A 24,787-nucleotide genomic window follows, 5' to 3' on the forward strand; every position below is an offset into this window, starting at 1 on the left:
GTCACGTTTCTCTTCTGTGGACACTCCCGGAGGATGTTGGCAACATCTGCCAATGCAGCCCTCCGCCGCGTTTGCCGGCAAGCCTCCGTTCGAGATCGTCATGCCTGCCGAGCAGCGCCTCCCGGTGGTGCTGAACTCGCCCCACTCGGGCTGCTGCTACCGCGACGATTTCCTCGCCGCCTCGCGCCTCGACGAGAAGGCGATCCGCCGCTCGGAAGACTCCTACGTCGACGACCTGGTGGCGCCCGCCGCCGCGCTCGGCTGTCCGCTGCTCAAAGCGAATTTTCCGCGCGCCTGGCTGGACGTGAACCGCGAGCCCTACGAGCTTGACCCGAAGATGTTTGCCGGCTCGCTGCCGACCTACGCCAACGTGCGCTCGGTGCGCGTCGCCGGCGGCCTCGGCACGATCGCGCGCATCGTCTCCGAGAGCGAGGAAATCTACGCCCGCCCGCTCGAGGTGAGCGACGCGCTTGCCCGCATCGACGCGGTCTACAAGCCCTACCATCGCGCGCTGCGCCAGATGGTGCTCGATACGCGCGCCGTGTTCGGTGTCGCTGTGCTTCTCGACTGCCATTCGATGCCGTCGACCGTGCGCGGCATGCATGGACGCCTGCGCCCCGACATCGTGCTCGGCGACCGTTACGGCACGAGTTGCGCCAGCGAACTCACCGACTTCGCCGCGCGCATTCTCTCGGGGCTCGGATATTCGGTCAGCCGCAACAAGCCCTACGCCGGCGGCTTCATCACCGAGCACTACGGCCAGCCGGCGCGCGGCCTGCACGCGGTGCAGATCGAGTTCAACCGCAACCTCTACATGGACGAGCGGACGCTGGCCAAGACGGCGCGCTTCGATGCGCTTGCCGCCGATCTCGCCCGCCTGATCGCGGCGCTGACCGCCGCCTTCGACGACGGTTTCCTCGCGCGGCCGGAAGCGGCGGAGTAGCCCAAAAAGAAAAAGGGCCGCTCGCGGGGGCGAGGCGGCCCAAGTCTAGGGAGGAAACGCCCAAGGAGGGCATGCGGCATCACTGCCGCACTGCAATAATCCTACAATGCACTGCACAAAAGCAAGAGGGGCTGCGGGTTTGACGGTGGACAGAATGACGCGGGGCGAGATGAGGGGCGAACCTCGGAAAAGCGACAGCATTGCTGGCCTTTCGGCCCGCCAGCGTACGGTTTCGAACGTGTGGCGCCGCGGGCACAGCACCGGAAAATGACCGACACCGACGCCCTCCCCGCCTTCCTCGACCGCCTGGCCGACGTCGCCGCCGAGGCGATCATGCCCCACTTCCGCATGGCGGCGCGCGTCGAGAACAAGGAGACCGCGCGCTTCGATCCGGTGACCATCGCCGACCGCAACGCCGAACAGGCGATGCGTACCCTCATCAACGCGACCTACCCCGCGCACGGCATCGTCGGCGAAGAATTCGGCAGCGAGCGCGACGATGCGGAGTTCGTCTGGGTGCTCGACCCGATCGACGGCACGCGCTCCTTCATCACCGGCCTGCCGACGTGGGGCACGCTGATCGGGCTGACGCGGCGCGGCAAGCCGGTCCTCGGCATGATGGCGCAGCCCTTCACCGGCGAGCGCTTCGCTGGCGACGGCACGCGCGCCTGGTACACCGGCCCCGGCGGCGCCCGCGCGCTGAAGACGCGCCCGTGCTCCTCGCTCGCCGAGGTCTCCCTCTTCACCACGACGCCGGCGCTGTTCAAGGGCGCCGACCGCGCCGCCTACGATCGCGTCGAGGCCGCGGTGCGCATGCCGCGCTACGGCTCCGACTGTTACGCCTATTGCATGGTCGCGGCCGGCAACGCCGACCTCGTCGTCGAGGCCGGGCTGCAGACTTACGACATCTGCGCACTGATCCCGATCATCGAAGGCGCCGGCGGCCGCGTCACGACATGGGAGAACGGCCCGGCAGCCGGCGGCGGGCGGGTGGTGGCGAGCGGCGATCCGCGCGTGCACCAGGCGGCGCTGGCGATGCTCAGCGCGTAAGCACACCGACGGCGCAACACCACCGCTGTCATCCCCGCGAAGGCGGGGATCCAGTAAACGCCGGCGGCCATGGTCGCGCGCGATCTGTGCACCAAACGCGTCCGACCTGCGCGGCCAGTGTTTACTGGGTCCCCGCCTTCGCGGGGACGACATCAGAGTGCGGTTGGGAACGACATCACAGCCGGGTTCACGACCCCGGCACGAATGCATCGAACGCCGCGAACACCTGCTCGCGGATGACGTCGCGCTCCACCAGCAGCTCGTGCTCGGCGCCCTTGATGACGACCTGCCCGCCGGCCCGCATGTTGGAGATGAATCGCTCCACCGCCGTCACCGAGACGATGCGGTCGAGCGCGCCGACGATGGCGAGCGTCGGCACGCGGATGGCCGCGGCGTAGGCCGGATCGGCAAGCTCGGCCATCGAGCGGAAGGCGGCGTAGATCCAGGCGTAGGTCGGGCCGCGAACGAAAACCTGCGGCACCTTGGTGACGAGATCGTAGCTGCGGCGGTAGCGCACCGGATCGAGGGTGAATTTGTTGCCGTCGAACGGCGTGTTGATCATCGTCTCGCGCGCCTGGCCCGGCGCATCGAGTTCGCCGAGGCCGATCGCCGTCATCGTCGCGGCAAACCATTCGGCGAACGGCGGCGGCGGATTGGTCGGGCCGAAATCGATCAGCGGCGACAACAGCACCATGCGCGCGAAACGCGCGCGGTTGGAGTGCGCGGCGCGGAGCGCGATCATGCCGCCGGTCGAATGCGCCAGCGCAAAGTACGGCGGCGCGCAGTCGGGCAGCACGACCTGCTGCATGAAAGCTTCGAGGTCGCGGTCGTATTCGGCGAACGAATCGACGTGCGCCTTCTGCGGGTCGCGCAGCCGCCGTTCCGATCCGCCCTGCCCGCGCCAGTCGAGCGTCGCGACCGCGAAGCCGCGGTTGCGCAGGTCGGTGATTGTCTCGAAATATTTCTCGATCGTCTCGCTCCGCCCCTGCAGCAGGCAGATCGTGCCCTGGGCGCGGCGCGTCGCCGCGCGCCAGCGCGCGAAGCGCAGCCGCACGCCGTCGGCGGCGATGACGGTGCCGACGATAGCGCCGTCGGGCACCGGGTTGCCGTCAATCGCGAAAAGCTCCATGGCGGCCCTGATAGACGAGCCGGGGGTGCGGCTCAAATGAAACCGGCGGCGCTCGGGGGAGCGCCGCCGGCATTAAGCCCGGTGCCGGAGGGGGGCGGGGTTCGGCACCGGATCTGTGCTGGAACTGGTTGGGGGCATTCCCTCAGCCCTTCAGCACGGCGCCACCTTGCCAAAGTGCGCCTGAACCGAACCCGAAGGCGCCGTTCATATTCAATTCAGGCGGCGAAAATGGCGGATTTCCGGGGGCTTGAAGGGCGCCGGAGCCGTACCTATCTCCTCTCCTGCGGGCGCCCGGTCGGGGCCCGCGGAACCGGACCAGAGGCTCGGCCAAGCGGCGGGCTGGCGTTGGTTCCTGATCGCAACAGTTGCTCTACGGAGGACTATCCATGCGTACTTTTGATCTCACCCCCTTCTATCGTTCCACCGTCGGTTTCGACCGCCTCTTCAACCTGCTCGACTCCAATCTCGGCGGCGAAGCGCAGACCTATCCGCCCTACAACATCGAGCGCACCGGCGAGGACGCCTATCGCATCACCATGGCGGTAGCCGGCTTCGGCGAGGCTGACCTCACCCTTGAGGCGAAAGAGAACACGCTCACCGTCAAGGGCGAGAAGAAAACGGAGACCGAGAAGAAGGAATCCGAATTCCTCTACCGCGGCATCGGCGCGCGCGCCTTCGAGCGACGCTTCCAGCTCGCCGACTACGTCGAGGTGAAGGGCGCCAACCTTGAGAACGGCCTCCTGCACGTCGACCTCGTCCGCGTCATTCCGGACGCGAAGAAGCCGCGGACGATTACGATCGGCAACGGCAACAAGGCCGGTGCCAAGCAGATCGATCAGGTTGCTGCCTGACCTCCCACGGGCATCCGTGACCTGACGTAGCAGAGGGCGCTCCCCGAAAGGGTGAGCGCCCTTTGTCTTTTTAATTGGCACCTTGGACGCCGCGTTGTATCGATGACGAGCCAACCAAAGGTTGTTAAATACAGGGATCGAGAAAATGTCCGTCAACGCATTTCGACCTAAGAAATTTGAGGATTTCGAAATAGTCGATGCTTCGAGCAAAGTGGTCGGACACCTTCGAGTGAAACCAAGCGGGATTCTCTGGGGCCAAAAAGGCGGAAAGAAGTGGTTTGGCGTGACCTTGAAACAGTTCGCCGAGTTCGCTGAAGCCAAGGGTAAGGCTCAGGGAAAGTAGCTTCAAAAGCGGCGCTGCTACGACTCCAGCAGCGCCGCAAACCGATCGACCTCGGCCGCCGTCGTCTGCCAGCTCGTCACCATCCGCGCCATCGTCTCGCCGGCGCCGGGACGCTCCGCCAGCGGCAGGCTCGACGGCACCCACGGATAATACTGCGCACCTGCCGCGCGAAGTTTCTCGTCCAACCCATTCTCCAGAATCGCGAAAACCTCGTTGCCCGCCGGCTGGAACGCCAGCCGCGCGCGCGTTGACGACGACAGCGCGGCGGCAAGCCTCGCCGCCATCGCATTCGACTGGCGCGCGAGCTTCAGCCAGTGGTCGTTGCGGAGGTAGGCGTCGAGCTGCGCCGCGATGAACCAGTTTTTGGAGAACCCCTGCCCGGCCCGCTGGCGCGCGTAGCCGACATCGCGGGCATGCGCCGGGTTGAAGAAGACGATCGCCTCGGCGGCAACGCAGCCATTCTTGGTGCCGCCGAAGGAGAGCACATCGACGCCCGTCTTCCACGTCAGCTCGGCCGGCGAAACATCGAGCGCCGCGATGGCGTTGGCGAAGCGCGCGCCGTCCATGTGCAGCGCCATGCCGCGCGATTTGGCGACCTTGGCCAGTGCAGCGACCTCGGCCGGCGTGTACACCGCGCCGAGCTCCGTGATGTTGGTGATGTTGAGCGCCACCGGCTGGCCCTGGTGGGTGTCGCCCTCGCGGAAGGCCGCCATCCGCTCGATCAGCGTATCGGGCGCGATCTTGCCGGCTTCCGCATCGACGCCGACAAGCTGCATCCCGCCGCTGAAGAAGGGCAGCGCCCCCGCTTCATCGACCATGATGTGCGCCTCGTGGTGGCAGAAGACGAGCCCGCCCGGGCGGGCATAGGCCGACAGCGACAGCGCATTGGCGACCGTGCCGCTCGCCACCAGGAACACCGCCACCTCGTGCTCGAAGAGATCGGCGAAGCGCTTCTCGACCGATTTGGTAAGCTCGTCGCTGCCGTAGGCAGGCCCGCCCTTGCGGGCGGCTTCGGCGAGGGCGGTGATGACGGGCTCGGAGGCGCCCGACCAGTTGTCGCTTGCAAAGATCATGGCGCCGTTCTGGCGGGAGCCGCCGCAAGGCGCAAGGCGGCCGAATGACCATATCGCGACCGCGCAAGATTGTTGCGCAAAGGCTGGTCCAAACATTGCAGATCAGCGATCTGGACCGCCGCCATGATAAGAACAATGCCAAGGACGCTTGATGACGTGTTTGAAATCTGTCATACAAGTCTAAATAGGACAGGATCACTGTCCAATTGGCGGCCGGCACGGGGACTGCGCGGATCGCAGGGAGGAAGTCGAGCTTTGGCCGCGCTGGCGGCCTATCGACAAAGATGAACGGAAAACCCCGCGCGCCTGGCGCCCGGGGACTGTGAGGGCGACGATGGAAACGGTCCGGAAGGATGGAGCGCAATTGGCGGCCGAAGCGAAGGCTTCCGCTGCCAAAACCGCCGGCTATCCGCTGACCGGCATCGCCGAGGGCCTGTTCGACCCGGCCCACGAGCGCGACTCCTGCGGCGTCGGCTTCATCGTCAACCTGAAGGACAAGCGCTCGCACAAGATCGTCGAGGACGGCCTCAAGATTCTCGAGAACCTCGAGCATCGCGGCGCCGTCGGCGCCGACCCGCTGATGGGCGACGGCGCCGGCATCATGGTGCAGATCCCGCATGCCTTCTTCGCGGCCGAGGCAAAGCGCGCCGGCTTCGCCCTGCCTGCGCTTGGGCAATATGCTGTCAGCCACATCTTCATGCCGAAGGACGCCGCGATGCGTTCGGCGATGGAGAAGATCGTCGAGCAGGTCATCGTCGAGGAGGGCCAGGTGTTCCTCGGCTGGCGCGACGTGCCGATCGACAACTCCGGCCTGTCGAAGGCCCCGGAGATCGCGGTCACCGAGCCGATGCACCGCCAGGTGTTCATCGGTCGCGGCAAGGACGTCGCCGACGAGGAGGCTTTCGAGCGCAGGCTTTACATCGTGCGCAAGGTCATCTCGGCGCGCATCTTCGACAAGTATTCCGGGCTGCAGAACGACTTCTACATCGTGTCGATGTCGTGCCGCACCGTGGTCTACAAGGGCATGTTCCTGGCGGCGCAGCTTCGCGCCTATTACCTCGACCTGCAAGTGCCCGAGTTCGAGTCGGCCTTGGCGCTGGTCCACCAGCGCTTCTCGACCAACACCTTCCCGTCGTGGCGCCTCGCCCACCCCTACCGGTTCGTCTGCCACAACGGCGAGATCAACACCGTGCGCGGCAACGTCAACTGGATGGCGGCGCGGCAGGCGTCGGTGACCTCGCCGCTGTTCGGCGACGACATCACCAAGCTCTGGCCGATCTCCTACGAGGGCCAGTCCGACACCGCCTGCTTCGACAACGCGCTCGAATTTCTCGTGCGCGGCGGCTACGCGCTGCCGCACGCCGCGATGATGCTGATCCCCGAAGCCTGGGCGGGCAACCCGCTCATGGACGAGGAGCGGCGTGCTTTCTACGAGTATCACGCCGCCCTGATGGAGCCGTGGGACGGCCCCGCCGCGATCGCGTTCTGCGACGGCAAACAGATCGGCGCGACGCTCGACCGCAACGGCCTGCGCCCTGCCCGGTACATGGTGACCAAGGACGACGAGGTGATCATGGCCTCGGAAGCCGGCGTGCTGCCGGTCGAGGAGTCGCGCATCGTCCGCAAGTGGCGCCTGCAGCCCGGCAAGATGCTGCTGATCGACCTCAAGGAAGGCCGCATCGTCGGCGACGACGAGATCAAGGCGAGCCTCGCCAAGGCACACCCGTACCAGAAGTGGCTGGGCCGCACCCAGATCCAGCTCGAGGACCTGCCCGAGGTCGAGCCGCATCCGGTCAGGAGCGACGTGTCGCTGCTCGATCGCCAGCAGGCGTTCGGCTACACGCAGGAAGACCTGAAGACGCTGATGGAGCCCATGGCGACGACCGGCCAGGAGGCCGTCGGCTCCATGGGCAACGACGCGCCGATCTCCGCCCTCTCCGACAAGTCGAAGCTGCTCTACACCTACTTCAAGCAGAACTTCGCGCAGGTGACGAACCCGCCGATCGATCCGATCCGCGAAGAGCTCGTGATGAGCCTCGTCTCGTTCGTCGGACCGCGTCCGAACGTGCTCGACCTGACCGGCGCCGGCAAGCGCAAGCGCCTCGAGGTGCACCAGCCGATCCTCGCCAACGAGGACCTCGAGAAGATTCGCGCGATCGGCGCCATGGACGACAACCCGTTCCAGTCGAAGACGCTGGACATCACCTATCCCGCGCGCGACGGCGCCGCCGGCATGGAGAAGGCGCTGCACGCGCTCTGCGCCGCCTCCAGCCAGGCGGTGAAGGATGGCTTCAACATCATCATTTTATCGGACCGCATGGTCGGCCCGGACCGCATCGCGATCCCGTCGCTGCTCGCAACCGCCGGCGTGCACCATCACCTGATCCGCGACGGCCAGCGCACCTCCGTCGGCCTCGTCGTCGAGACCGGCGACGCCCGTGAGATCCATCATTTCGCGGTGCTCGCCGGCTATGGCGCCGAGGCGATCAACCCGTACCTCGCCTTCGAGACGCTGACCGCGATGCAGGGCGACCTGCCGAAGGAAGTCGACGCCCACGAGGTCGTGCACCGCTACATCAAGTCGATCGGCAAGGGCATCCTGAAGGTGATGTCCAAGATGGGCATCTCGACCTACCAGTCGTATTGCGGCGCGCAGATCTTCGACGCCATCGGCCTGTCGAGCGCGTTCGTGAAGAAGTACTTCACCGGCACCGCGACCACGATCGAAGGTGTCGGCCTCACCGAGATCGCCGAGGAGACGCTCCGCCGTCACCGCGACGCCTTCGGCCTGTCGCCGATCCTGCAGGACAACCTCGAGGTCGGCGGCGACTATCAGTTCCGCTTCCGCGGCGAGGCGCACGTCTGGCGCTCCGAGACAGTGGCGGCGCTGCAGCACGCCGCCCGCGGCAACGCGCGCGACAAGTACCGCGAATTCTCGAAGATGGTCTACGAGGGCGAGGACAAGTTCCTCACCATCCGCTCCCTCTTCCGCATCAAGACGGCGGCGGAAGACGGCCGCGCGCCCGTGCCGCTCGACGAAGTCGAGGCGGCGAAGGACATCGTCAGGCGCTTCTCGACCGGCGCGATGAGCTACGGCTCGATCAGCCGCGAGGCGCACACGACGCTGGCAATCGCGATGAACCGCATCGGCGGCAAGTCGAACACCGGCGAGGGCGGCGAGGAATCCGACCGCTACAAGCCGCTGCCGAACGGCGACTCGATGCGCTCCGCCATCAAGCAGGTCGCCTCCGGCCGCTTCGGCGCGACCACCGAGTATCTCGTCAACTCAGACATGATGCAGATCAAGATGGCGCAGGGCGCGAAGCCCGGCGAAGGCGGCCAGTTGCCGGGCCACAAGGTCGATGCGACCATCGCCCGCGTGCGCCATTCGACGCCCGGCGTCGGCCTAATCTCGCCGCCGCCGCACCATGACATCTATTCGATCGAGGACCTGGCGCAGCTCATCTTCGACCTGAAGAACGTCAACCCGACGGGCCAGGTATCGGTGAAGCTCGTCTCCGAGGTCGGCGTCGGCACGGTCGCCGCCGGCGTCGCCAAGGCGCGCGCCGATCACGTCACCATCTCGGGCTACGAGGGCGGCACCGGCGCGGCCCCCCTCACCTCGCTGAAGCATGCCGGTTCCCCGTGGGAGATCGGCCTCTCCGAGACGCACCAGACTCTGGTCCGCAATCGCCTGCGCGGCCGCATCGCCGTGCAGGTCGACGGCGGCATCCGCACCGGCCGTGACGTCGTTGTCGGCGCGCTGCTCGGCGCCGATGAATTCGGCATGGCGACGGCGCCGCTGATCGCCGCCGGCTGCATCATGATGCGCAAGTGCCACCTCAACACCTGCCCGACCGGCGTCGCGACGCAGGACCCCGTGCTGCGCAAGCGCTTCACCGGCAAGCCCGAGCACGTCATCAACTATCTCTTCTTCGTCGCCGAGGAAGTGCGCGAGATCATGGCCGAGCTCGGCTACCGCAGGTTCGACGAGATGGTCGGCCAGATGCAGATGCTCGACAAGTCCGCCGCCATTTCGCACTGGAAGGCGAAGGGCCTCGACTTCTCGCGTCTGTTTCACAAGCCGACGGCGCCGGAAGGCGTGTCGATCGTGCACAACGAGAAGCAGAACCACCCGATCCACGATATCCTCGACCGCAGGCTGATCGCCGAGGCGAAGGCTGCGCTGGAGACGCGCAAGCCGGTGAAGATTACGGCCAAGATCGCCAACACCGACCGCTCGGCCGGCGCCATGCTGTCCGGCGAAGTCGCCAAGCGCTACGGCCACGCCGGCCTGCCCGACGACACCATCGCCGTCAGCCTCACCGGCACCGGCGGCCAGAGCTTCGGCGCCTGGCTGGCGTCGGGCGTGTCGCTCGATCTCGTCGGCCAGGCCAACGACTACGTCGGCAAGGGCCTGTCCGGCGGCCGCATCTCGATCCGCCCGCCGGCCGACTCCGGCATCGTGCCGGAAGACTCGATCATCATCGGCAACACCGTGCTCTACGGCGCCATCAAGGGCGAAGCCTACTTCCGCGGCGTCGCCGGCGAGCGGTTCGCCGTGCGCAACTCCGGCGCCATCGCCGTCGTCGAAGGCACCGGCGACCACGGCTGCGAATACATGACCGGCGGCGTTGTCGTCGTGCTCGGCAAGACGGGCAGGAACTTCGCGGCCGGCATGTCGGGCGGCATCGCCTATGTGCTGGACGAGGACGATACGTTCGCCTCGCTCTGCAACATGGCGATGGTCGCGCTGGAACCCGTGCCCGAGGAGGACGAGCTGCTCGAGCGGCTGCAGCACCAGAGCGGCGACCTCGAATTCATGGGGCTGGTCGATGTGTTGTCCGACATGAGCGGCAACGACGCCTCGCGCCTCTACATGCTGATCGCCAAGCACGCCCGCTTCACCGACTCCGAGCGCGCCAAGACGATCATCGACAACTGGAACGCGTACCTGCCGAAGTTCAAGAAGGTCATGCCGGTCGAGTACCGCCGTGCGCTGGCCGAACTGAAGGCACAAGAGGCCGTGCCCATGCGGCTCGCCGGCGAGTAAGAAGCAGAGTTGAGATGGGCAAGGTAACCGGGTTCCTCGAAGTCGATCGGCGCGACCGCAAGTACGCGCCCGCCGCCGATCGTATTCGCCACTACCGCGAATTCACCATTCCGCTGTCGACCGAGGCGACGCGCGAGCAGGCCTCGCGCTGCATGGATTGCGGCATTCCGTTTTGTCACAGCGGCTGCCCGGTCAACAACCAGATCCCCGACTGGAACGACCTCGTCTATCACGGCGACTGGCAGCGGGCGCTGATCAACCTGCACTCGACCAACAACTTCCCGGAGTTCACCGGCCGCATCTGCCCGGCGCCCTGCGAGGCGTCGTGCACGCTGAACCTCACCGACGCGCCGGTGACCATCAAGACGATCGAATGCGCCATCGTCGATCGCGGCTGGCAGGAAGGCTGGATCAAGCCGCAGGTCGCCGCCCGCCGCACCGGCAAGTCGGTCGCCGTCGTCGGCTCCGGCCCCTCCGGCCTCGCCTGCGCCCAGCAACTCGCCCGCGCCGGCCATGACGTCCACGTCTACGAGAAGAACGCCAAGGCGGGCGGCCTGCTCCGCTACGGCATCCCCGATTTCAAGATGGAGAAGATCCATCTCGACCGCCGCGTCGCGCAGATGGAAGCCGAGGGCGTCGACTTCCACACCAACGTCCATGTCGGCATCGAGATGGACGTCGCCGACCTGCTCAAGATGCACGATGCCGTCGTGCTCGCCGGCGGCGCCGAGAAGCCGCGCGACCTGCCGATCCCCGGCCGCGAGCTGGACGGCATCCATTTCGCCATGCAGTTCCTGCCGCAGCAGAACCGCCGCGTCAGCGACGAGCCGCTCGGCAACGTCATGCCGATACTCGCCAGCGGCAAGCACGTCGTTGTCATCGGGGGTGGCGACACCGGCTCCGACTGCATCGGCACGTCGAACCGCCACGGCGCCCTCTCCGTGACGCAGATCGAGATCATGCCGCGCCCGCCGGAGAAGGAAAACAAGCTCCTCACCTGGCCGAACTGGCCGATGAAGATGCGCACCTCCTCCTCGCAGGAGGAAGGCGCCGAGCGCGATTTCGCCGTCGCCACCGTCCGTTTCGAGGGCGAGGACGGCAAGGTCAAGGCGCTGCACTGCGCCCGCGCCGACGACAAGTTCCAGCCGATCCCCGGCTCCGAGTTCGTGCTCAAGGCCGATCTCGTGCTGCTCGCCATGGGCTTCCTCGGCCCGGTGCAGGACGGGATGATCAAGGACCTCGGCGTCGATCTCGACAAGCGCGGCAACGTGCTCGCCGACATGAAGTCGTACAAGGCGAGCGGCGAGAAGATCTTCTCGTGCGGCGACATGCGCCGCGGCCAGTCGCTGGTCGTCTGGGCGATCCGCGAAGGCCGCCAGTGCGCCCGCGGCGTCGACGAGTTCCTGATGGGCGAGACCACCCTGCCGCGGTAGGCCATGTCGATCGACTTCACCGGACATTGCCGGCTGTCGATCACGGACGCCCAGCGGCGCATCGACTACATGCGCCGCGAGCATCCGGAGTGGTTCGGCGGCGTCCTCTACGTCAGCGACGCCCACCTCGGCCGCTTCGACGCCGAGATCGCGCGCCAGTTCGGCATCGACGCGAAATCCGCGTTCAGCCTCCACCTGCTCAACAAGGACTGGCTCGACGAGTGTCGCGAGGCCGTCGAGTACACCTACCGGGTGTTCGGCACGACCGACCTCGTCATCACCTACGGCAACGACTCCATCCGCGCGCCGTTGCGGCAGTACCAGGCTATGCCGATCCCGTAGTGCAGCGAGTCGCAGCGAATATCGCGATATGCGATAATCCGCCGTGAAGTCGATTTTGTTCACGCCGTCAGCAACGCGCCAGTGGATCAAGCTCGCGGCACAGACGCACAAGCGCATCGACGCACGTCTTACGGCCTATGCCGGGACGGGCGCTGGCGATGTCAAACGCCTGAAGGGGCGAGCGGGAGCACGCCTGAGGGTCGGAGACTGGCGCGTTATTTTTGATGAATCGGACAAGGGCATCGTGGTTGTGGCGGTCGGCCATCGCCGGGAAATTAATGACTAGGAGACCGGAATGAATGTCCGCTTCCAGAAGACACGCAAGGGTGAAGTCGCGATCCTTCCGCGCAAGGAATACGACACGCTGGTAGCCAAGGCGGCGGAGGCCGACGAAGACACGGCAACGGCGCGCCTGGTCGCAGCGGGCCGCCGCGAGATCGCGGACGGCGCACCGCAGTTGCCAAAGCAGGTCGTGGACCGGCTGGCCAGCGAAAACGCCATCCGCGTTCTTCGCGAATGGCGCAACGTCACCCAGATATACCTGGCCTCCAGGACCGGGCTGAGCCAGGGCCACATCTCGGATATCGAAACCGGCCGGCGCACGGGGACACCGGCCGCCCTTCGCTCGATCGCCTCCGCCTTGAAGGTTCCGATCGATCGTCTGATCGATTGATCTAGCTCGGATACCACTGCAACAGCCGCACGTCGGCAGCGTCGCCGACCTTCGCCTTGAACGCCGCCACGTCGCTGCCCTGCGAGTGATACGGATAGACCACCTTCGGCTTGAACGCCTTCACTGCGTCGGCGGCCTGATCGATGCTCATCGTGTATGGCAGGTTCATCGGCAGGAAGGCCACGTCGATGCCGGTGAGCGCGAGCATCTCGGGCGTGCCCTCGGTGTCGCCGGCGATGTAGACGTGCTTGTCGCCAAAGGTCAGCACATAGCCGTTGCCGACGCCCTTCGGATGGTTCTTCAGCCGCTCCGGCGTCGTGTTGTAGGCGGGCACCGCCTCGATCGGGATACCGGCGACTTCCAGCTTGTCGCCGTTCTTCATCACCTTGGTCCTGGCCTTGAGATCGTCGGGCATCTTGTCGAACACCGCCTGCGGCGCGACGATCGTGGCGCTGGCCGACACCGCCTGCAGGATCGGCACGTTGAAATGATCGCCGTGATCGTGCGTGACGAGAATCAGCGCCGGCGCCGGCAGCGCGGTGAACTCGGCCGGGTCGGCGTTCTGGCCGAGCGGCGCCGGATCGACGAGGATCGTCGTCCCGTTGAAGGTCAGCGTCAGCGCCGCGTGATGGATGGCATGGATGGCGACGTCGCCGGCGCTGGTCGCCAGCGTATCGTCGCTCTGCGCGAGCGCAGCGGAGGTGGCGAGCGTGGCCGCGGCAAAGACGGCGGCGAGGCGGAGGGTCATCGGTCGGTCTCCCTGTTGTCGGTCGCGCGAGACTAGCAACGGGAATGCGACGGCGGGATCACGAGCGCGTGGCGGAAAAAACGCGGCGCCTCACACAATTTTTACGCAACAAAAATCGCGCGCCGAACGGCCGCTAGTTCGCCGCCTGCGGGCTGCCGGCCGGCGCGGCAGCCGGCGTCGCCGGCGGCGGCCAAGTGAAATCGTCCGCGCGGCCCGCCACCGTCGGCAGCGCCGCGCCCTTGACGATCATCCGGTATTGCGGCGTCTCCTCCTCGCGCGCCACCTCGGGCAGCGGATCAGGCGCGCCGGCGAGGGCGTCGCTGGCGCCCGGGCGCGGATCGGTCAGCGAGATCACCGGACCGACGAGGCGCTTCTTTCCGTCCGGCCCCACTTCGATCTGGCTGTTCTGGTTGGTCGAGGTCAGTAGGTCGACCGCGCCGGCGCCGATGCCGGTCTGCCGGCGGATTTCGCGCTCGACGTAGAAGGCGAGCTTCAGCCGGCCGGCGCGCGTGAAGTTGATGCCGTCGGCGGCGCGCAGCGCCCGGAGCTGGCCATCGACGTCGGGACCGGACGAGATGTAGTTGCCCTCGTCGCTGGTGAAGCCGTTCCAGATGTCGACGAAGTGGCCGCCCGCCTCCTCGACCGCATCGGTGAAGAACGCGTTGAGGTAGACCATGTCGCGACCGGCGGCCGCCAGCCGCATCGGCGGCGCGCTCACCCAGAAGAACGGCCGCCCGTAGACCTTGAGCGTGTCCGCGATGCCCTTGACCCGCGCCACGTAGGTCGCCTCCCATGTGTCGGAATGCGGCGCGATGCGGTCCTTGCCGATGCGCATCTGCTGGCGGTCGTTGGCGCCGAGCGCCACGACGATGATGTCCGGCCGCTGGTCGTTCAGAATCTTCGGCAGCTCGGCGTTCCAGTCGTAGAACTCGGCGCGCACCAGCCCCGAATTGGTGTTGGAATCGTCGACCACGGCAAGCTTGGTTTCGTCGGCGAACATCTGGTCGAGACCCCAGGCAAGGCCGCCGGCGACGAAATCGCCGATCACCAGGATCTTCTTGGCGTTCTTGTCCTTGGGCAGGATCTCCACGGTCGGCACCGGCGGTTCGGCCGGCTGCGGCGGCGCAAGCTGCGGCGGCGGCAGGAACCCGTTGCCCGGTCCGGGCTCGGGACGGAAGGGCCGCAGCAAACTTGGCCCGAACAGCATCTCGAGGAAACCGCCGCGCTTGGGCGGCGCCTGGCCCTGCCCGCCACTGACATCGGCCGGCGGCGTCTGCGCGGACGCAAGCTCCGGCGCCGCGACGGCGAACGCCAGCACCAGCAGAACGACATGGGCAACGCGACTGACCATGGCCGATCCTACTTGCCGCTCTCCAGCCGCTGCAACAGGGCGCGGGTAGCGACGCCGTCCGGGTTGAGTCCGAGCTTCCGCTGCAGGTTGCGGATGGCTTCGCGGCTGCCGCTGCCGAGGTCGCCGTCGATGTTGCCGGAATAATAGCCGGCCGTGGTCAGCGCCGCCTGCATGCGCTTCGCCTCATCGAGCGAAAACGGCTTCTCGTGCTCGGGCCACTGGCCAACGAATTCGCCGCCGCCCTCCAGCCGGTCGGAAAGGTGACCGACGGCAAGGGCATAGGAGTTGGAGTTGTTGTAGCGCTTGATGACGCTGAAATTTTTCAGGATCAGGAACGCCGGCCCGGCGCGCCCGTTCGGCAGGTAGAGCGTCGCGTTGTCGGTCTTGCGCGGGAACGAGCGGCCGGCGACGCGCACGACGCCGCGCTCCGCCCACCAGGCGAGCGCATGCGTGCCGCCCTTCTTGATGTCGTAGCTGTCCGGCACCACGACCTCGTAGCCCCACGTCGCACCGCTCTGCCAGCCGGAGGCGCGGAGATAATTCGCCGTCGAAGCCAGCGCGTCGGCGTTGGAGGTCCAGATGTTGCGCCGGCCGTCGCCGTCGAAATCCACCGCGTACGCATCGAAGGTCGTCGGGATGAACTGCGTCTGCCCCATCGCGCCGGCCCATGACCCGATCATGCCGGCAAGCGTGACGTCGCCGCGCTGGAAAATCTTCAGAGCGACGAGGAGCTGCTGGCGGCCAAATTTCGCCAGCCGCCCGCCCGAGTACGCCAATGTCGCCAGCGACGGAACCGTCTGCTTGAACAGTTTGGGATTGGAGAAAATCTCGCCGTAGTGGCTTTCGATGCCCCACACTGCCAGCACCACGTAGCGATCGACGCCATAGCGCTGCTCGATCCGCGCCAGCACCTTGTCGTTCGCCATCATGGCCGCCGCGCCCTGCGCGATACGCTGGTCGGAGACCATCTGGTCCATGTAGTTCCAGATCGCCATGTTGAATTCGGCCTGCGACCCGGCCCGCTTGATGACGTCCGGGTCGGGCTGGAAATTGCCGAGCGCCTGGTCGTAGACCGGCTTCTTGATCCCGGCGGCCTTGGCGGTCGGCCAGAAGGCGGCGACCCACTCGGCCGGCGTCTGCGCAGCGGCAGGCGCCGCCGCAAACGCGGCGATAACGGCGGCGGCGATGAGGCTGGCGAAGCGCATCGTCAGGGTTCCGATTCGGCCGAAACCCTAGCACTGCCTTGCGGCGAAAGCCGGGCGGCGCCTAGTCCCGCGCGTTTCGGCGCGCCAATGTCGTTTCCCAGGCGACCGCATTGGCGACGATCTCGTCGAGATTGTCGTGCGCCGGCTTCCAGCCGAACGTCGCCCGGATCAGCGAGGGATCGGCGACGATCGAGGTCGGGTCCCCCGGCCGGCGATCGCCGAGGATCACCTTGAGGTCGCGGCCGCTCACCCGCTTCACCGTGTCGATCACCTGCAGCACCGAATAGCCGCGCCCATAGCCGGCGTTGGCGATAAGGCTCGCCCCGCCAGAACGGAGATGCGCCAGCGCCGCCGAGTGCGCCGCGGCGAGATCGCTGACGTGGATGTAGTCGCGCACGCACGTGCCGTCGGGCGTCGCGTAGTCGGTGCCATACACCGTCATATCGTGGCGCTTGCCGAGCGCGGTCTCCGACGCGACCTTGATCAGGTGCGTCGCGCCCCTGGTCGATTGCCCGGTGCGTCCCTTGGGATCGGCGCCGGCGACGTTGAAGTAGCGCAGCGCGACATACTTGAGATCGTGCGCCGCGGCCGTGTCGGCGAGCATCCACTCGGTCATCAGCTTCGAGCGGCCATAGGGCGACTCCGGCATCAGCACGGCGTTTTCCGGCACCGGCGAGACGGACGGCGTGCCGTAGACGGCGGCGGTCGATGAGAAGATGAAGTGGCGCACGCCGCCCTTCACCGCGGCGGCGATGAGCGCGCGCGATCTGACGGTGTTGTTGAAATAATACTTCAGCGGATCCGAAACGGATTCCGGCACGATGATCGAGCCGGCGAAATGGATGATCGCGTCGACCTTGTGCTCGGCGATGATGCGGCCGGCGAGGTCCTCGTCGCCGACGTCGCCGTGGATCAGCTTCGCCTCCGGCGCCACCGCCCACTTGAAACCCGTCGACAGATTGTCGAGGACGACGACCTCCTCGCCGGCATCGACGAGCTGCCACACCATGTGACTGCCGATGTAGCCCGCACCGCCGGTGACCAGGACGCTCATTTTGAAACTCGTTTTAAGTGAGGTGAAACTTCACCGGGGGCCTTCCGCGACGGCGTAACCATAGGCATAGATTGTTGACGGTAGCTTTCCGGCAATGAGACAGATTTCGCCGCGTTCGTGATAGCCAAGGCCCCGATGCACGCGCCCATCCGCAAAGCCGTTTTCCCCCGTCGCCGGCCTCGGCACCCGCTTCCTTCCCGCCACCAAGGCGATGCCGAAGGAGATGCTCACCGTCGTCGACCGGCCGCTCATCCAGTACGTCGTCGACGAAGCCCGCGCCGCCGGCATCGAGCATTGCATCTTCGTCACCGGCCGCAACAAGTCGGTGCTGGAGGATCACTTCGACATCCAGGTCGAGCTCGAAGCATCGCTGCGCGACCGCGGCAAGACCGACGCGCTGAAGGAACTGGCCCGCGACCTCCCGCCCCCCGGCGCCACCAGCTTCACCCGCCAGCAGGTGCCGCTGGGCCTCGGCCATGCCGTGTGGTGCGCGCGCGATCTGGTCGGCGACGAGCCGTTCGCCGTGCTGCTCCCCGACATGATCATGCAGGGCAAGCCCGGCTGCCTGGCGCAGATGGTCGCCGTCTACGAAGAGACCGGCGGCAACGTCATCGCGGTCGAGGAATGCGACCCGGCGCTCACCGCGCAATACGGCATCGTCGGCGTCGGCGAGAAGGCCGGCACCAGCGCCTTCCGCATCACGTCGATGGTCGAGAAGCCCGACCCGAAAGTCGCGCCGTCGAATCTCTACATCAACGGCCGCTACATCCTGCAGCCGGCGATCTTCGAGCACCTCGCCCGCCAGCAGCGCGGCGCCGGCAACGAGATCCAGTTGACCGACGCGATGAAGAAGCTGGCGGAGACGGACGCCTTCTACGGCAGCCGCTTCACGGGCCGCACCTTCGACTGCGGCTCCAAGATCGGCTTCCTCGCCGCCAACGTCGCCTTCGGGCTGGAGCGCGACGAGTTCGGCCCCGGCGCTCGCCGCCGAGATCCGTGTATTGCTCGGCAAGAGCGGCCGCTAACCCACGCTCGCCGGGAAGCGGATCAGCGCTGGGCGCGGAGTTCCACCCGCACCGCATCCGACTCGTAGTTGGTCGACGGGTCGGAGCTTACGTACCACTCGTGCGTATAGCCGGCGGTGAGCTGGAGGGCGCGGTTGATCTTCCACGTCGCGGCGAGGCCGGCGTCATAGGTATTGTCGTTCTCGCCCGTGCCCTGGAACGCTTCGTTGCTGACGCTGGCCGTGCCGGTGAACGTAACGTTGTCGCGCCAGGCGTAGGCGACCTCGACGGAGTTGTCGTGCACCACCGAGCCGGACGACGCCGGATCGGTGTTCGGGTTGACCGTGGTCGCCGTATCGAATGTCACGGTCGTCAGCGCCGTCGGCGCCCAGACGAGGTTGCCGTCGACCGTGAACGCCTGGATGGTGCCGAGCGACGCGTCGTCGAAGTCTTCCTGCCGGGTGCCGAGCGCGATCTCGCCGGTGATCAGCGGCCCGTGATCGAAGGTGATGCCGGCGCGGAGCGCGTGCCGGTGCTCGAGCGCTGCAGGAGCTGGTGTCGGTCTGGCGATCGTAGGCGCGGCGGTCGACCTCGCCCTCGACGAACGGCGACAGCGACGCCGTCGCGTCGTAGCCGACGCGAAGCCGCCCGCCGAAGACGGTGTTCGTGCGGTCGCCTTGATCGACCGGCGCCCCGGCAAGCTGCGCGTCGCCGTAGACAGACCGGTCGGTGGTCCCCTCCACCGTGAATTTGACGCGCCCGAAGTTGCCGTTGAGCGCGGCCGATGAGGTGAGCCCGGTCACCGTCGGCGCGGTGTCGGCGCCGGTCGGGATATCGTCGAGGCTGGTGGACACGCCGGCGGCAACGTCGGCCGTCCAGTCGTTGGCGAGGTCGATGCGACCGGTGGCGTCGGCCGAGGCGCTCGGCTTGTCCGCCGTCGTGCCGTCGAAGAATTTCTCGTAGGCGCCCTTCGCCGTCAGTGTGAATTCGTGCCGGTCCCAGTCGGACTGGATGAGCAGCTCCGGCGCGACGATGCCGAAGGTCGAGCCGCCCGCCGCCCCGCGCTCTGCCGAGGCGTTGGTCGTGTAGCCGCCTGTGACGGTCAGCGTCGGGTAGAGGATGAAGCCGCCGGCCCGGATGCCGAGCGCCTCGTACGGGTCGATGTCTTCCTTGGCTGGCGCGGGCGGCGGCGTGATCGCCGCGGTCGTGGCCGGATCCACCGCCGGAATGCCCGGGCGCAGCCCGAAGGTCCTGAGCCGACGCTCCCGTGGCGGCCAGCGCGATCAGCAGAAAAATCGGGACGCGCATCGGCGGGCCTTTGGCCAAAAGGGCGGATATCCTTGCCGAATTGTAAAGATTGATGGTTAACGCAAGGTTGCCGGCCGTCTCCCGCGGTCGGTTCCGGCGGCCGGGCAAAGCTGCTAAACCGTTCGCAACATCAAGGATTTCCCCGTGGCGACCTCAGCCAAGACCAAGGCCAAACCGAGCGACGGCGCCGCCGCATCGGCGCTCCGCACACTCTCGACCGAGCGCGCCGGCCTCGACGCGCTCGCCGCGGCGCTGGCGAACGGCCTCGCCGCCCCCTTCGCCGAGACCGTCGCGCTGATCCGCGTCGCCAGGGGCCGCGTCATCGTCACCGGCGTCGGCAAGAGCGGGCCACGTCGCCCGCAAGGTCGCCTCGACCTTGGCCTCGACCGGCACACCGGCCTTCTTCGTCACACCCGCCGAGGCAAGCCACGGCGACCTCGGCAGGGTCACGCCCGACGACGTCATCGTCGCGTTGTCGTGGTCCGGCGAGTCTGCCGAACTGCGCGCCGTCGTCGAGCATTCGCGCCGCTTCCGCATTCCGCTGGTCGCCATGACCGCCGCCGCCGACAGCGCGCTTGGCCGCAAGTCCGACATCGTGCTGCTCCTGCCGCGCGCCGAGGAGGCCTGCCCGCACGGCCTGTCGCCGACGACCTCGACGCTGATGCAGCTCGCCCTCGGCGACGCGCTGGCGATCGCGCTGCTCGAGGATCGCGGCTTCTCCGCGGAAGATTTCCACGTCCTCCACCCCGGCGGCCGCCTCGGCGCCAGCCTCCATTTCGTCCGCGATGTCATGCACGACGGCGACGCCATGCCGCTGATCGCGGCCGGCGCGACCATGGGCGAGGCGATCATGATCATCGGCGAGAAGCGGCTGGGCTGCGTCGGCATTATCGACCCGCGCGGCAAGCTGGTGGGCATCATCACCGACGGCGACGTGCGCCGTAACCTCGGCGCGCCGGATCAACTGAGCCGCAAGGTCGATGCCGTGATGACCCAAGACGCCGAAGACCATCGCGCCCGATGCTCTGGTCGGCACAGCGCTCGACCTGCTCAACAAGACGAAGATCACCGCGCTGTTCGTGGTCAGCGACGGCAAGCCGATCGGCGTCGTGCACATGCACGACCTGCTCCGCATCGGCGTCGCGTAAGCCCTACTCGGCCTTCACCACCGTCAGCATCGCACCGTCCGCCGACGCGATGCTGATCCGCGTCCCCGACGGGAGGTCGGGCCCGACGACGCGCCAGGTCGTATCGTCGATGCGGATGCGGCCGTGGCCGGCGACGATCGGCTCGTCGAGCACCGCGCTCGCCCGACGAGGCCGTTGGCGCGCTGGTTGAGATACGGCCGCTCGCTCTTCGCCTCGCCGCGCGCGAAGTAGCGCCGGCCGAAGAACACCAGAACCAGCGCCAGCACGACGAACAGGATCGCATCGACCTGCCAGCCGTAGTTGGTGATGAACACGAATCCGCCGGTGATCAGGGCCGCGACGCCGAACCATACGAACACGTTGCCGGGCGCCAGGATCTCGACACCGAGCAGGATCAGCCCGGCGATGATCCTCGCCCACGGCCCGAGCTGGCGACGACGTCGAGCATGACTCAGGTCCCGCCGGTCGGCGGCACGCGACCGCTGCGGGCATTGTTCGCCCGTGCGTCTGGGCCGAACGTGTCCTTGGCGATCTCGGCGATGCCCGCCAGCGAACCGATCAGCGCGGAGGCTTCGATCGGCAGCATCAGCACCTTCTGGTTCGGCGCCGAGGCCAGCGCCTGGATCGCGGCGGTTGTAGCCGCTGCGCCACGAAATAGTTGATCGCCGCGATGTCGCCGGCGGCGATCGCCTTCGACACCACCTCGGTCGCCTTGGCTTCCGCCTCGGCCGAACGCTCGCGCGCCTCGGCGTCGCGGAATGCCGCCTCGCGCCGGCCTTCGGCCTGCAGGATCAGCGCCTGCTTCTCGCCTTCCCTTTCAGAATTTCGGATTGCCGCAGGCCCTCGGCATCGAGGATGACGGCGCGCTTCTCGCGTTCCGCCTTCATCTGCCGGCCCATCGCCTCGACCAGGTTGGCCGGCGGCACGATGTCCTTGATCTCGATGCGCGTGACCTTGAGGCCCCACGCCGACGACGCCGCATCGACGACGTGCAGCAGGCGGTCGTTGATCTCGTCGCGATGCGACAGCAACTGGTCGAGGTCGAGCGACCCCATCACGTGCGGATGTTGGTCATCACGAGCTGCAGCAGCGCATTCTGCAGCCCCTTCACCTCGTAGGCCGCGCGCGCCGCGTCGATCACCTGGTAGAAGGCGACGCCATCGACCGCGACCGTGGCGTTGTCCTTGGTGATGACCTCCTGCGTCGGCACGTCGAGCACCTGCTCCATCATGTTCATCTTCGCGCCGACGCGGTCGATGAACGGGACGATCAGGTTGAGGCCCGGCTGCAGGGTCCGCGTGAAGCGGCCGAAGCGTTTCGATGGTGTAACTGTAAGCCCTGCGGGATGGTCTTGATGCCGGCGAACACCACCAGCACGACCAGCACCACCAAGGCGATGACGACCCAGCTAAGGCCCATGGCACCCTCCCGCGAATCGGCGCTTCTCGCGCCTTGCCTCGATGTATGTACCGGAAGCGGCGAATAACAGGGAGAATCGGGACGAGGCGCGGAAGCCCCTGGGTGGAGCACAGCGTTCCAACAAGGGTGAACCCTCCCCTTGTGGGAGGGTCAAAACGCCGAAGGCGTCCTGGGGAGGGGTGTGTCTCACCGCACCCGCAGCGCAGGAGCGCCTAGACCCACCCCGACAATTCCCGCCGCACCAGCGTCTCGATCAGCGCCATCCCCTCGGCGCTGTCGTTGAGACAGGGGATCGCGGCGAAGTCGGTGCCGCCGTTCTTGCGGAACGTCTCCGGCGCGCGGATCGCGATCTCCTCCAGCGTCTCGAGGCAGTCGGAGGAGAAGCCCGGCATGATGACCGCGATCTTCTTCACCCCGGCTTTGGCAAGCTCGACGATCGTCCTGTCGGCGTAGGGCTGCAGCCACTCGGCCCGGCCGAAGCGCGACTGAAAGACCAGCCGCAGTTTCTCTGGTCGCCAGCCGAGCTTCTCGGCGAGCAGCCGAGTCGTCTTGTGGCACTGGCAGTAGTAGGGGTCGCCCTTGTTGAGGTACTCGCGCGGCAGGCCGTGGAAGGAGGACAGCACGACCTCCGGCTCGAACGGCAGCTTGGCCAGCGATTGGGTGAGCGACGCCGCCAGCGCATCGATGTAGGCGGGATCGTCGTAGTACGGCGGCAGCGTGCGCACCGCCGGCTCCCAGCGCATGGCGCGCAGCGCGGTGAATGCGGCATCGTTGGCGGTTGCCGTCGTCGAGGCGGAGTATTGCGGATAGAGCGGCGCCAGCAGGATGCGCTCGCACCCGGCCTCCCGCAGCGCCGCGACGCGCTCGTCGATCGCCGGCTTGCCGTAGCGCATGGCGAAGTCGACGACGACGCCATCGCCCGCGAGCTTGGCGGCGAGCTTCTCGCTCTGCCGCCGCGTGATGACAATGAGCGGACTTTCGTTCTTCTCGCGGTCCCAGATCTGCTGGTAGGCGTGCGCCGAACGCGGCGGCCGCACGACGAGGATCACGAGATTGAGAATCAGCAGCCACAGCGGCCGCCAGATTTCGATGACGCGCGGGTCGGACAGGAACTGGCGAAGATAGCGCCGGACCGACGCCGTGTCCGTGCCCGACGGCGACCCGAGGTTGACCAGGAGCACGCCGACGCGGCTTGGCTTCACCGGCGGGTGGCCGGGCGGCAAATGGCTGGGAACGGGGGAATCCGGCGTCATGGGCGGGCGAGAGAATAGGCGGGGAGCCGCCGATGTCCACCGCTAAGGCGCCGCGGCCGGCGGCCATGCCATGCAGCGGCGGTGACGCTTCTTTTGCCGATTTCGGCTATATATTCCGGTCATGTCGCACCATCAGCCGATCCCCCTCGTGGCCGTTGCCGCCGACGTCAAGGACATCGACGGCTATCGCTGGCACGCCGCCGCCGACCAGTACCTCCGCGCCCTCGTCGATGGCGCCGGTGTCCTGCCGCTGATTCTGCCCTCGCTCGACAATCTCGATTTCGCGGCGCTGCTCGAGCGCGTCGATGGCGTGCTCTTCCCGGGCAGCCGCTCCAACGTCAATCCGACCCACTACGGCGAGCCGGAGACCGAGACGGCGAAGCCCTACGATCCGGCCCGCGACAAGGTCACCCTGCCGCTGATCCGCGAGGCGCTGGCCAAGGGCGTGCCGCTGTTCGCCGTCTGCCGCGGCATGCAGGAGCTCAACGTCGCCGCCGGCGGCTCGCTCGTCTCCGAGGTGCAGGAGCTGCCCGGCCGCATGGATCACCGCGCCCCGGTCTCCGACGACCAGAGGGAGCGCTTCGCCATCCGCCAGGAAGTCGATGTGAAGCCGGGCGGGCTGCTCGCCCACATCCTCGGCACCGGCACGCATCAGGTGAATTCGCTCCACCGCCAGGCGGTCGGCCGCCTCGGCGAGAACCTCAACGTCGAGGCTTTGGCGCCCGACGGCACGATCGAGGCGGTGAGCGTGAAGAATGCGCCGGCCTTTGCGCTGGGCGTTCAGTGGCACCCGGAATACTGGGTGACCACCGACGTGCCCTCGCGCGCGCTGTTCGCCGCCTTCGGCGATGCCGTCCGCAAGCGCATGGCGCTGCGGACGGGTCTTGCTTCAGCCGCCGAGTAGGCTCAGGCGACCAGCGGCATCAGCTTCGGGTGCTCGCGGAAGAAGCTTGTCTTCTCCGCCCAGCCGTCCAGCCCGAACACGTGACCGGCCCGCTCGACGATCAGCAGCACCAGAACGCCGGCGAAGACGATGTGCTCGTCGACCAGCAGGTTGTTGGTGTCGCTGATGTACGGGAAGTCCATGTGCGCGGTCCAGTAGAGCAGCATCAGGAGGATGCCGAACACGGCGCTGACGCGGACGAACAGCCCGACAAGCAGCGACAGGCCGATGAGCAGGTGGCCGTAGCCGACCAGGAACGACAGGAACGGCGCGATGCCGGGGCCGGTGAACAGCGAATAGATCGGGTGGAACGTCTTGGTGCTGTTGAGGAAGCCGGCAACGCTCCAGCCCGGCACCAGCACCTGATGCGACGCGGCGAAGAGGAACGTCCACGCCATCGCCAGGCGGAAGAAAAGGATCAGGGCACGTTCGGTTTGGGTCTTTGACATGGGTCGCCTCGCTGG

At 67.1% G+C, this 24,787-nt stretch carries 20 protein-coding genes and 4 pseudogenes; 13 read left to right on the forward strand and 11 right to left on the reverse strand.

From position 1 onward, the window contains the following. The first annotated feature begins 52 nt into the window (after nt 1-52). Together WDM94_14280 and hisN are read left to right on the forward strand one after the other, a co-directional pair. On the forward strand, nt 53-943 hold the full coding sequence (locus WDM94_14280; protein MEJ0013753.1) for an N-formylglutamate amidohydrolase: 891 nt from the start codon (nt 53-55) through the stop codon (nt 941-943). A gap of 267 nt (nt 944-1,210) precedes the next feature. After that, nucleotides 1,211-1,993, forward strand: coding sequence for a histidinol-phosphatase (hisN, locus tag WDM94_14285; protein ID MEJ0013754.1), 783 nt, complete (start codon nt 1,211-1,213; stop codon nt 1,991-1,993). Nucleotides 1,994-2,180: 187 nt separating this feature from the next. Here hisN and WDM94_14290 read toward each other — a convergent pair whose 3' ends face one another. Further along, nucleotides 2,181-3,122 carry an alpha/beta hydrolase gene (locus tag WDM94_14290; GenBank protein MEJ0013755.1) on the reverse strand — a complete coding sequence of 314 codons (942 nt, stop codon included), beginning with the start codon at nt 3,120-3,122 and terminating at the stop codon, nt 2,181-2,183. Nucleotides 3,123-3,508: 386 nt separating this feature from the next. Between WDM94_14290 and WDM94_14295 the strand changes: the two genes are divergently transcribed. Together WDM94_14295 and WDM94_14300 are read left to right on the forward strand one after the other, a co-directional pair. Then, entirely contained in the window at nt 3,509-3,973 is a 465-nt protein-coding gene (locus tag WDM94_14295; GenBank protein ID MEJ0013756.1) for an Hsp20 family protein, read from the forward strand. Between the two features lie 145 nt (nt 3,974-4,118). Beyond that, nucleotides 4,119-4,316, forward strand: a complete 198-nt coding sequence (locus tag WDM94_14300; GenBank protein MEJ0013757.1) for a hypothetical protein — start codon at nt 4,119-4,121, stop codon at nt 4,314-4,316. Nucleotides 4,317-4,333: 17 nt separating this feature from the next. Here the strand turns inward: WDM94_14300 and WDM94_14305 are convergent, their stop codons facing one another. Further along, nucleotides 4,334-5,389 carry a beta-eliminating lyase-related protein gene (locus tag WDM94_14305; protein ID MEJ0013758.1) on the reverse strand — a complete coding sequence of 352 codons (1,056 nt, stop codon included), beginning with the start codon at nt 5,387-5,389 and terminating at the stop codon, nt 4,334-4,336. A gap of 334 nt (nt 5,390-5,723) precedes the next feature. Here WDM94_14305 and gltB point away from each other — a divergent pair, with 334 nt between their 5' ends. The 5 genes from gltB to WDM94_14330 are packed head-to-tail and all read left to right on the forward strand — an operon-like array spanning nt 5,724 to nt 12,890. Further along, nucleotides 5,724-10,442 carry a glutamate synthase large subunit gene (gltB, locus tag WDM94_14310; GenBank protein ID MEJ0013759.1) on the forward strand — a complete coding sequence of 1,573 codons (4,719 nt, stop codon included), beginning with the start codon at nt 5,724-5,726 and terminating at the stop codon, nt 10,440-10,442. 14 nt (nt 10,443-10,456) lie between these two features. Then, entirely contained in the window at nt 10,457-11,875 is a 1,419-nt protein-coding gene (locus WDM94_14315) for a glutamate synthase subunit beta (protein MEJ0013760.1), read from the forward strand. A gap of 3 nt (nt 11,876-11,878) precedes the next feature. Continuing rightward, complete coding sequence (locus WDM94_14320; GenBank protein ID MEJ0013761.1) at nt 11,879-12,217, forward strand: hypothetical protein; 339 nt, start codon at nt 11,879-11,881, stop codon at nt 12,215-12,217. Nucleotides 12,218-12,260: 43 nt separating this feature from the next. Then, entirely contained in the window at nt 12,261-12,503 is a 243-nt protein-coding gene (locus tag WDM94_14325) for a type II toxin-antitoxin system RelE/ParE family toxin (GenBank protein ID MEJ0013762.1), read from the forward strand. A gap of 9 nt (nt 12,504-12,512) precedes the next feature. Continuing rightward, on the forward strand, nt 12,513-12,890 hold the full coding sequence (locus tag WDM94_14330; GenBank protein ID MEJ0013763.1) for a helix-turn-helix transcriptional regulator: 378 nt from the start codon (nt 12,513-12,515) through the stop codon (nt 12,888-12,890). A 1-nt stretch (nt 12,891) separates the two neighbouring features. Here WDM94_14330 and WDM94_14335 read toward each other — a convergent pair whose 3' ends face one another. From WDM94_14335 to galE, 4 genes are all read right to left on the reverse strand, one after another. Beyond that, entirely contained in the window at nt 12,892-13,638 is a 747-nt protein-coding gene (locus tag WDM94_14335) for an MBL fold metallo-hydrolase (protein ID MEJ0013764.1), read from the reverse strand. Between the two features lie 133 nt (nt 13,639-13,771). Next, nucleotides 13,772-14,989 (reverse strand): SGNH family hydrolase, encoded by a 1,218-nt coding sequence (locus WDM94_14340; GenBank protein MEJ0013765.1) that lies wholly within the window; start codon nt 14,987-14,989, stop codon nt 13,772-13,774. A gap of 8 nt (nt 14,990-14,997) precedes the next feature. Continuing rightward, nucleotides 14,998-16,194 (reverse strand): lytic murein transglycosylase, encoded by a 1,197-nt coding sequence (locus WDM94_14345; GenBank protein ID MEJ0013766.1) that lies wholly within the window; start codon nt 16,192-16,194, stop codon nt 14,998-15,000. A gap of 61 nt (nt 16,195-16,255) precedes the next feature. Next, nucleotides 16,256-17,248 (reverse strand): UDP-glucose 4-epimerase GalE, encoded by a 993-nt coding sequence (gene galE, locus WDM94_14350; GenBank protein MEJ0013767.1) that lies wholly within the window; start codon nt 17,246-17,248, stop codon nt 16,256-16,258. A gap of 166 nt (nt 17,249-17,414) precedes the next feature. Here galE and WDM94_14355 point away from each other — a divergent pair. After that, nucleotides 17,415-18,341 (forward strand): annotated as a pseudogene (locus WDM94_14355) (UTP--glucose-1-phosphate uridylyltransferase). Here the strand turns inward: WDM94_14355 and WDM94_14360 are convergent. Next, nucleotides 18,296-18,952: an outer membrane beta-barrel protein gene (locus WDM94_14360; protein MEJ0013768.1), complete on the reverse strand. Its 657-nt coding sequence runs from the start codon at nt 18,950-18,952 to the stop codon at nt 18,296-18,298. The pseudogene WDM94_14355 and the gene WDM94_14360 sit on opposite strands and share 46 nt — an antisense overlap. Before the next feature lie 71 nt (nt 18,953-19,023). Between WDM94_14360 and WDM94_14365 the strand changes: the two genes are divergently transcribed. Next, complete coding sequence (locus tag WDM94_14365; protein ID MEJ0013769.1) at nt 19,024-19,215, forward strand: hypothetical protein; 192 nt, start codon at nt 19,024-19,026, stop codon at nt 19,213-19,215. Between the two features lie 489 nt (nt 19,216-19,704). Continuing rightward, nucleotides 19,705-20,708 (forward strand): annotated as a pseudogene (locus WDM94_14370) (KpsF/GutQ family sugar-phosphate isomerase). Between the two features lie 3 nt (nt 20,709-20,711). Here the strand turns inward: WDM94_14370 and WDM94_14375 are convergent. The 3 genes and pseudogenes from WDM94_14375 to hemH form a co-directional block, all read right to left on the reverse strand. After that, nucleotides 20,712-21,163: pseudogene (locus tag WDM94_14375) on the reverse strand (NfeD family protein). Then, nucleotides 21,160-22,127: pseudogene (locus tag WDM94_14380) on the reverse strand (SPFH domain-containing protein). Before WDM94_14380 ends, WDM94_14375 begins: the two co-directional pseudogenes overlap by 4 nt. Before the next feature lie 212 nt (nt 22,128-22,339). Continuing rightward, nucleotides 22,340-23,380 (reverse strand): ferrochelatase, encoded by a 1,041-nt coding sequence (gene hemH, locus WDM94_14385; protein ID MEJ0013770.1) that lies wholly within the window; start codon nt 23,378-23,380, stop codon nt 22,340-22,342. A 121-nt stretch (nt 23,381-23,501) separates the two neighbouring features. Between hemH and WDM94_14390 the strand changes: the two genes are divergently transcribed. Further along, nucleotides 23,502-24,284, forward strand: coding sequence for a gamma-glutamyl-gamma-aminobutyrate hydrolase family protein (locus tag WDM94_14390; protein MEJ0013771.1), 783 nt, complete (start codon nt 23,502-23,504; stop codon nt 24,282-24,284). Nucleotides 24,285-24,286: 2 nt separating this feature from the next. Here WDM94_14390 and WDM94_14395 read toward each other — a convergent pair whose 3' ends face one another. Next, nucleotides 24,287-24,772, reverse strand: a complete 486-nt coding sequence (locus WDM94_14395; protein MEJ0013772.1) for a DoxX family protein — start codon at nt 24,770-24,772, stop codon at nt 24,287-24,289. Nucleotides 24,773-24,787 lie beyond the last annotated feature (15 nt).

Origin of the sequence: Bauldia sp., from assembly GCA_037200845.1 — a bacterium.
Lineage (GTDB): Bacteria > Pseudomonadota > Alphaproteobacteria > Rhizobiales > Kaistiaceae > DASZQY01.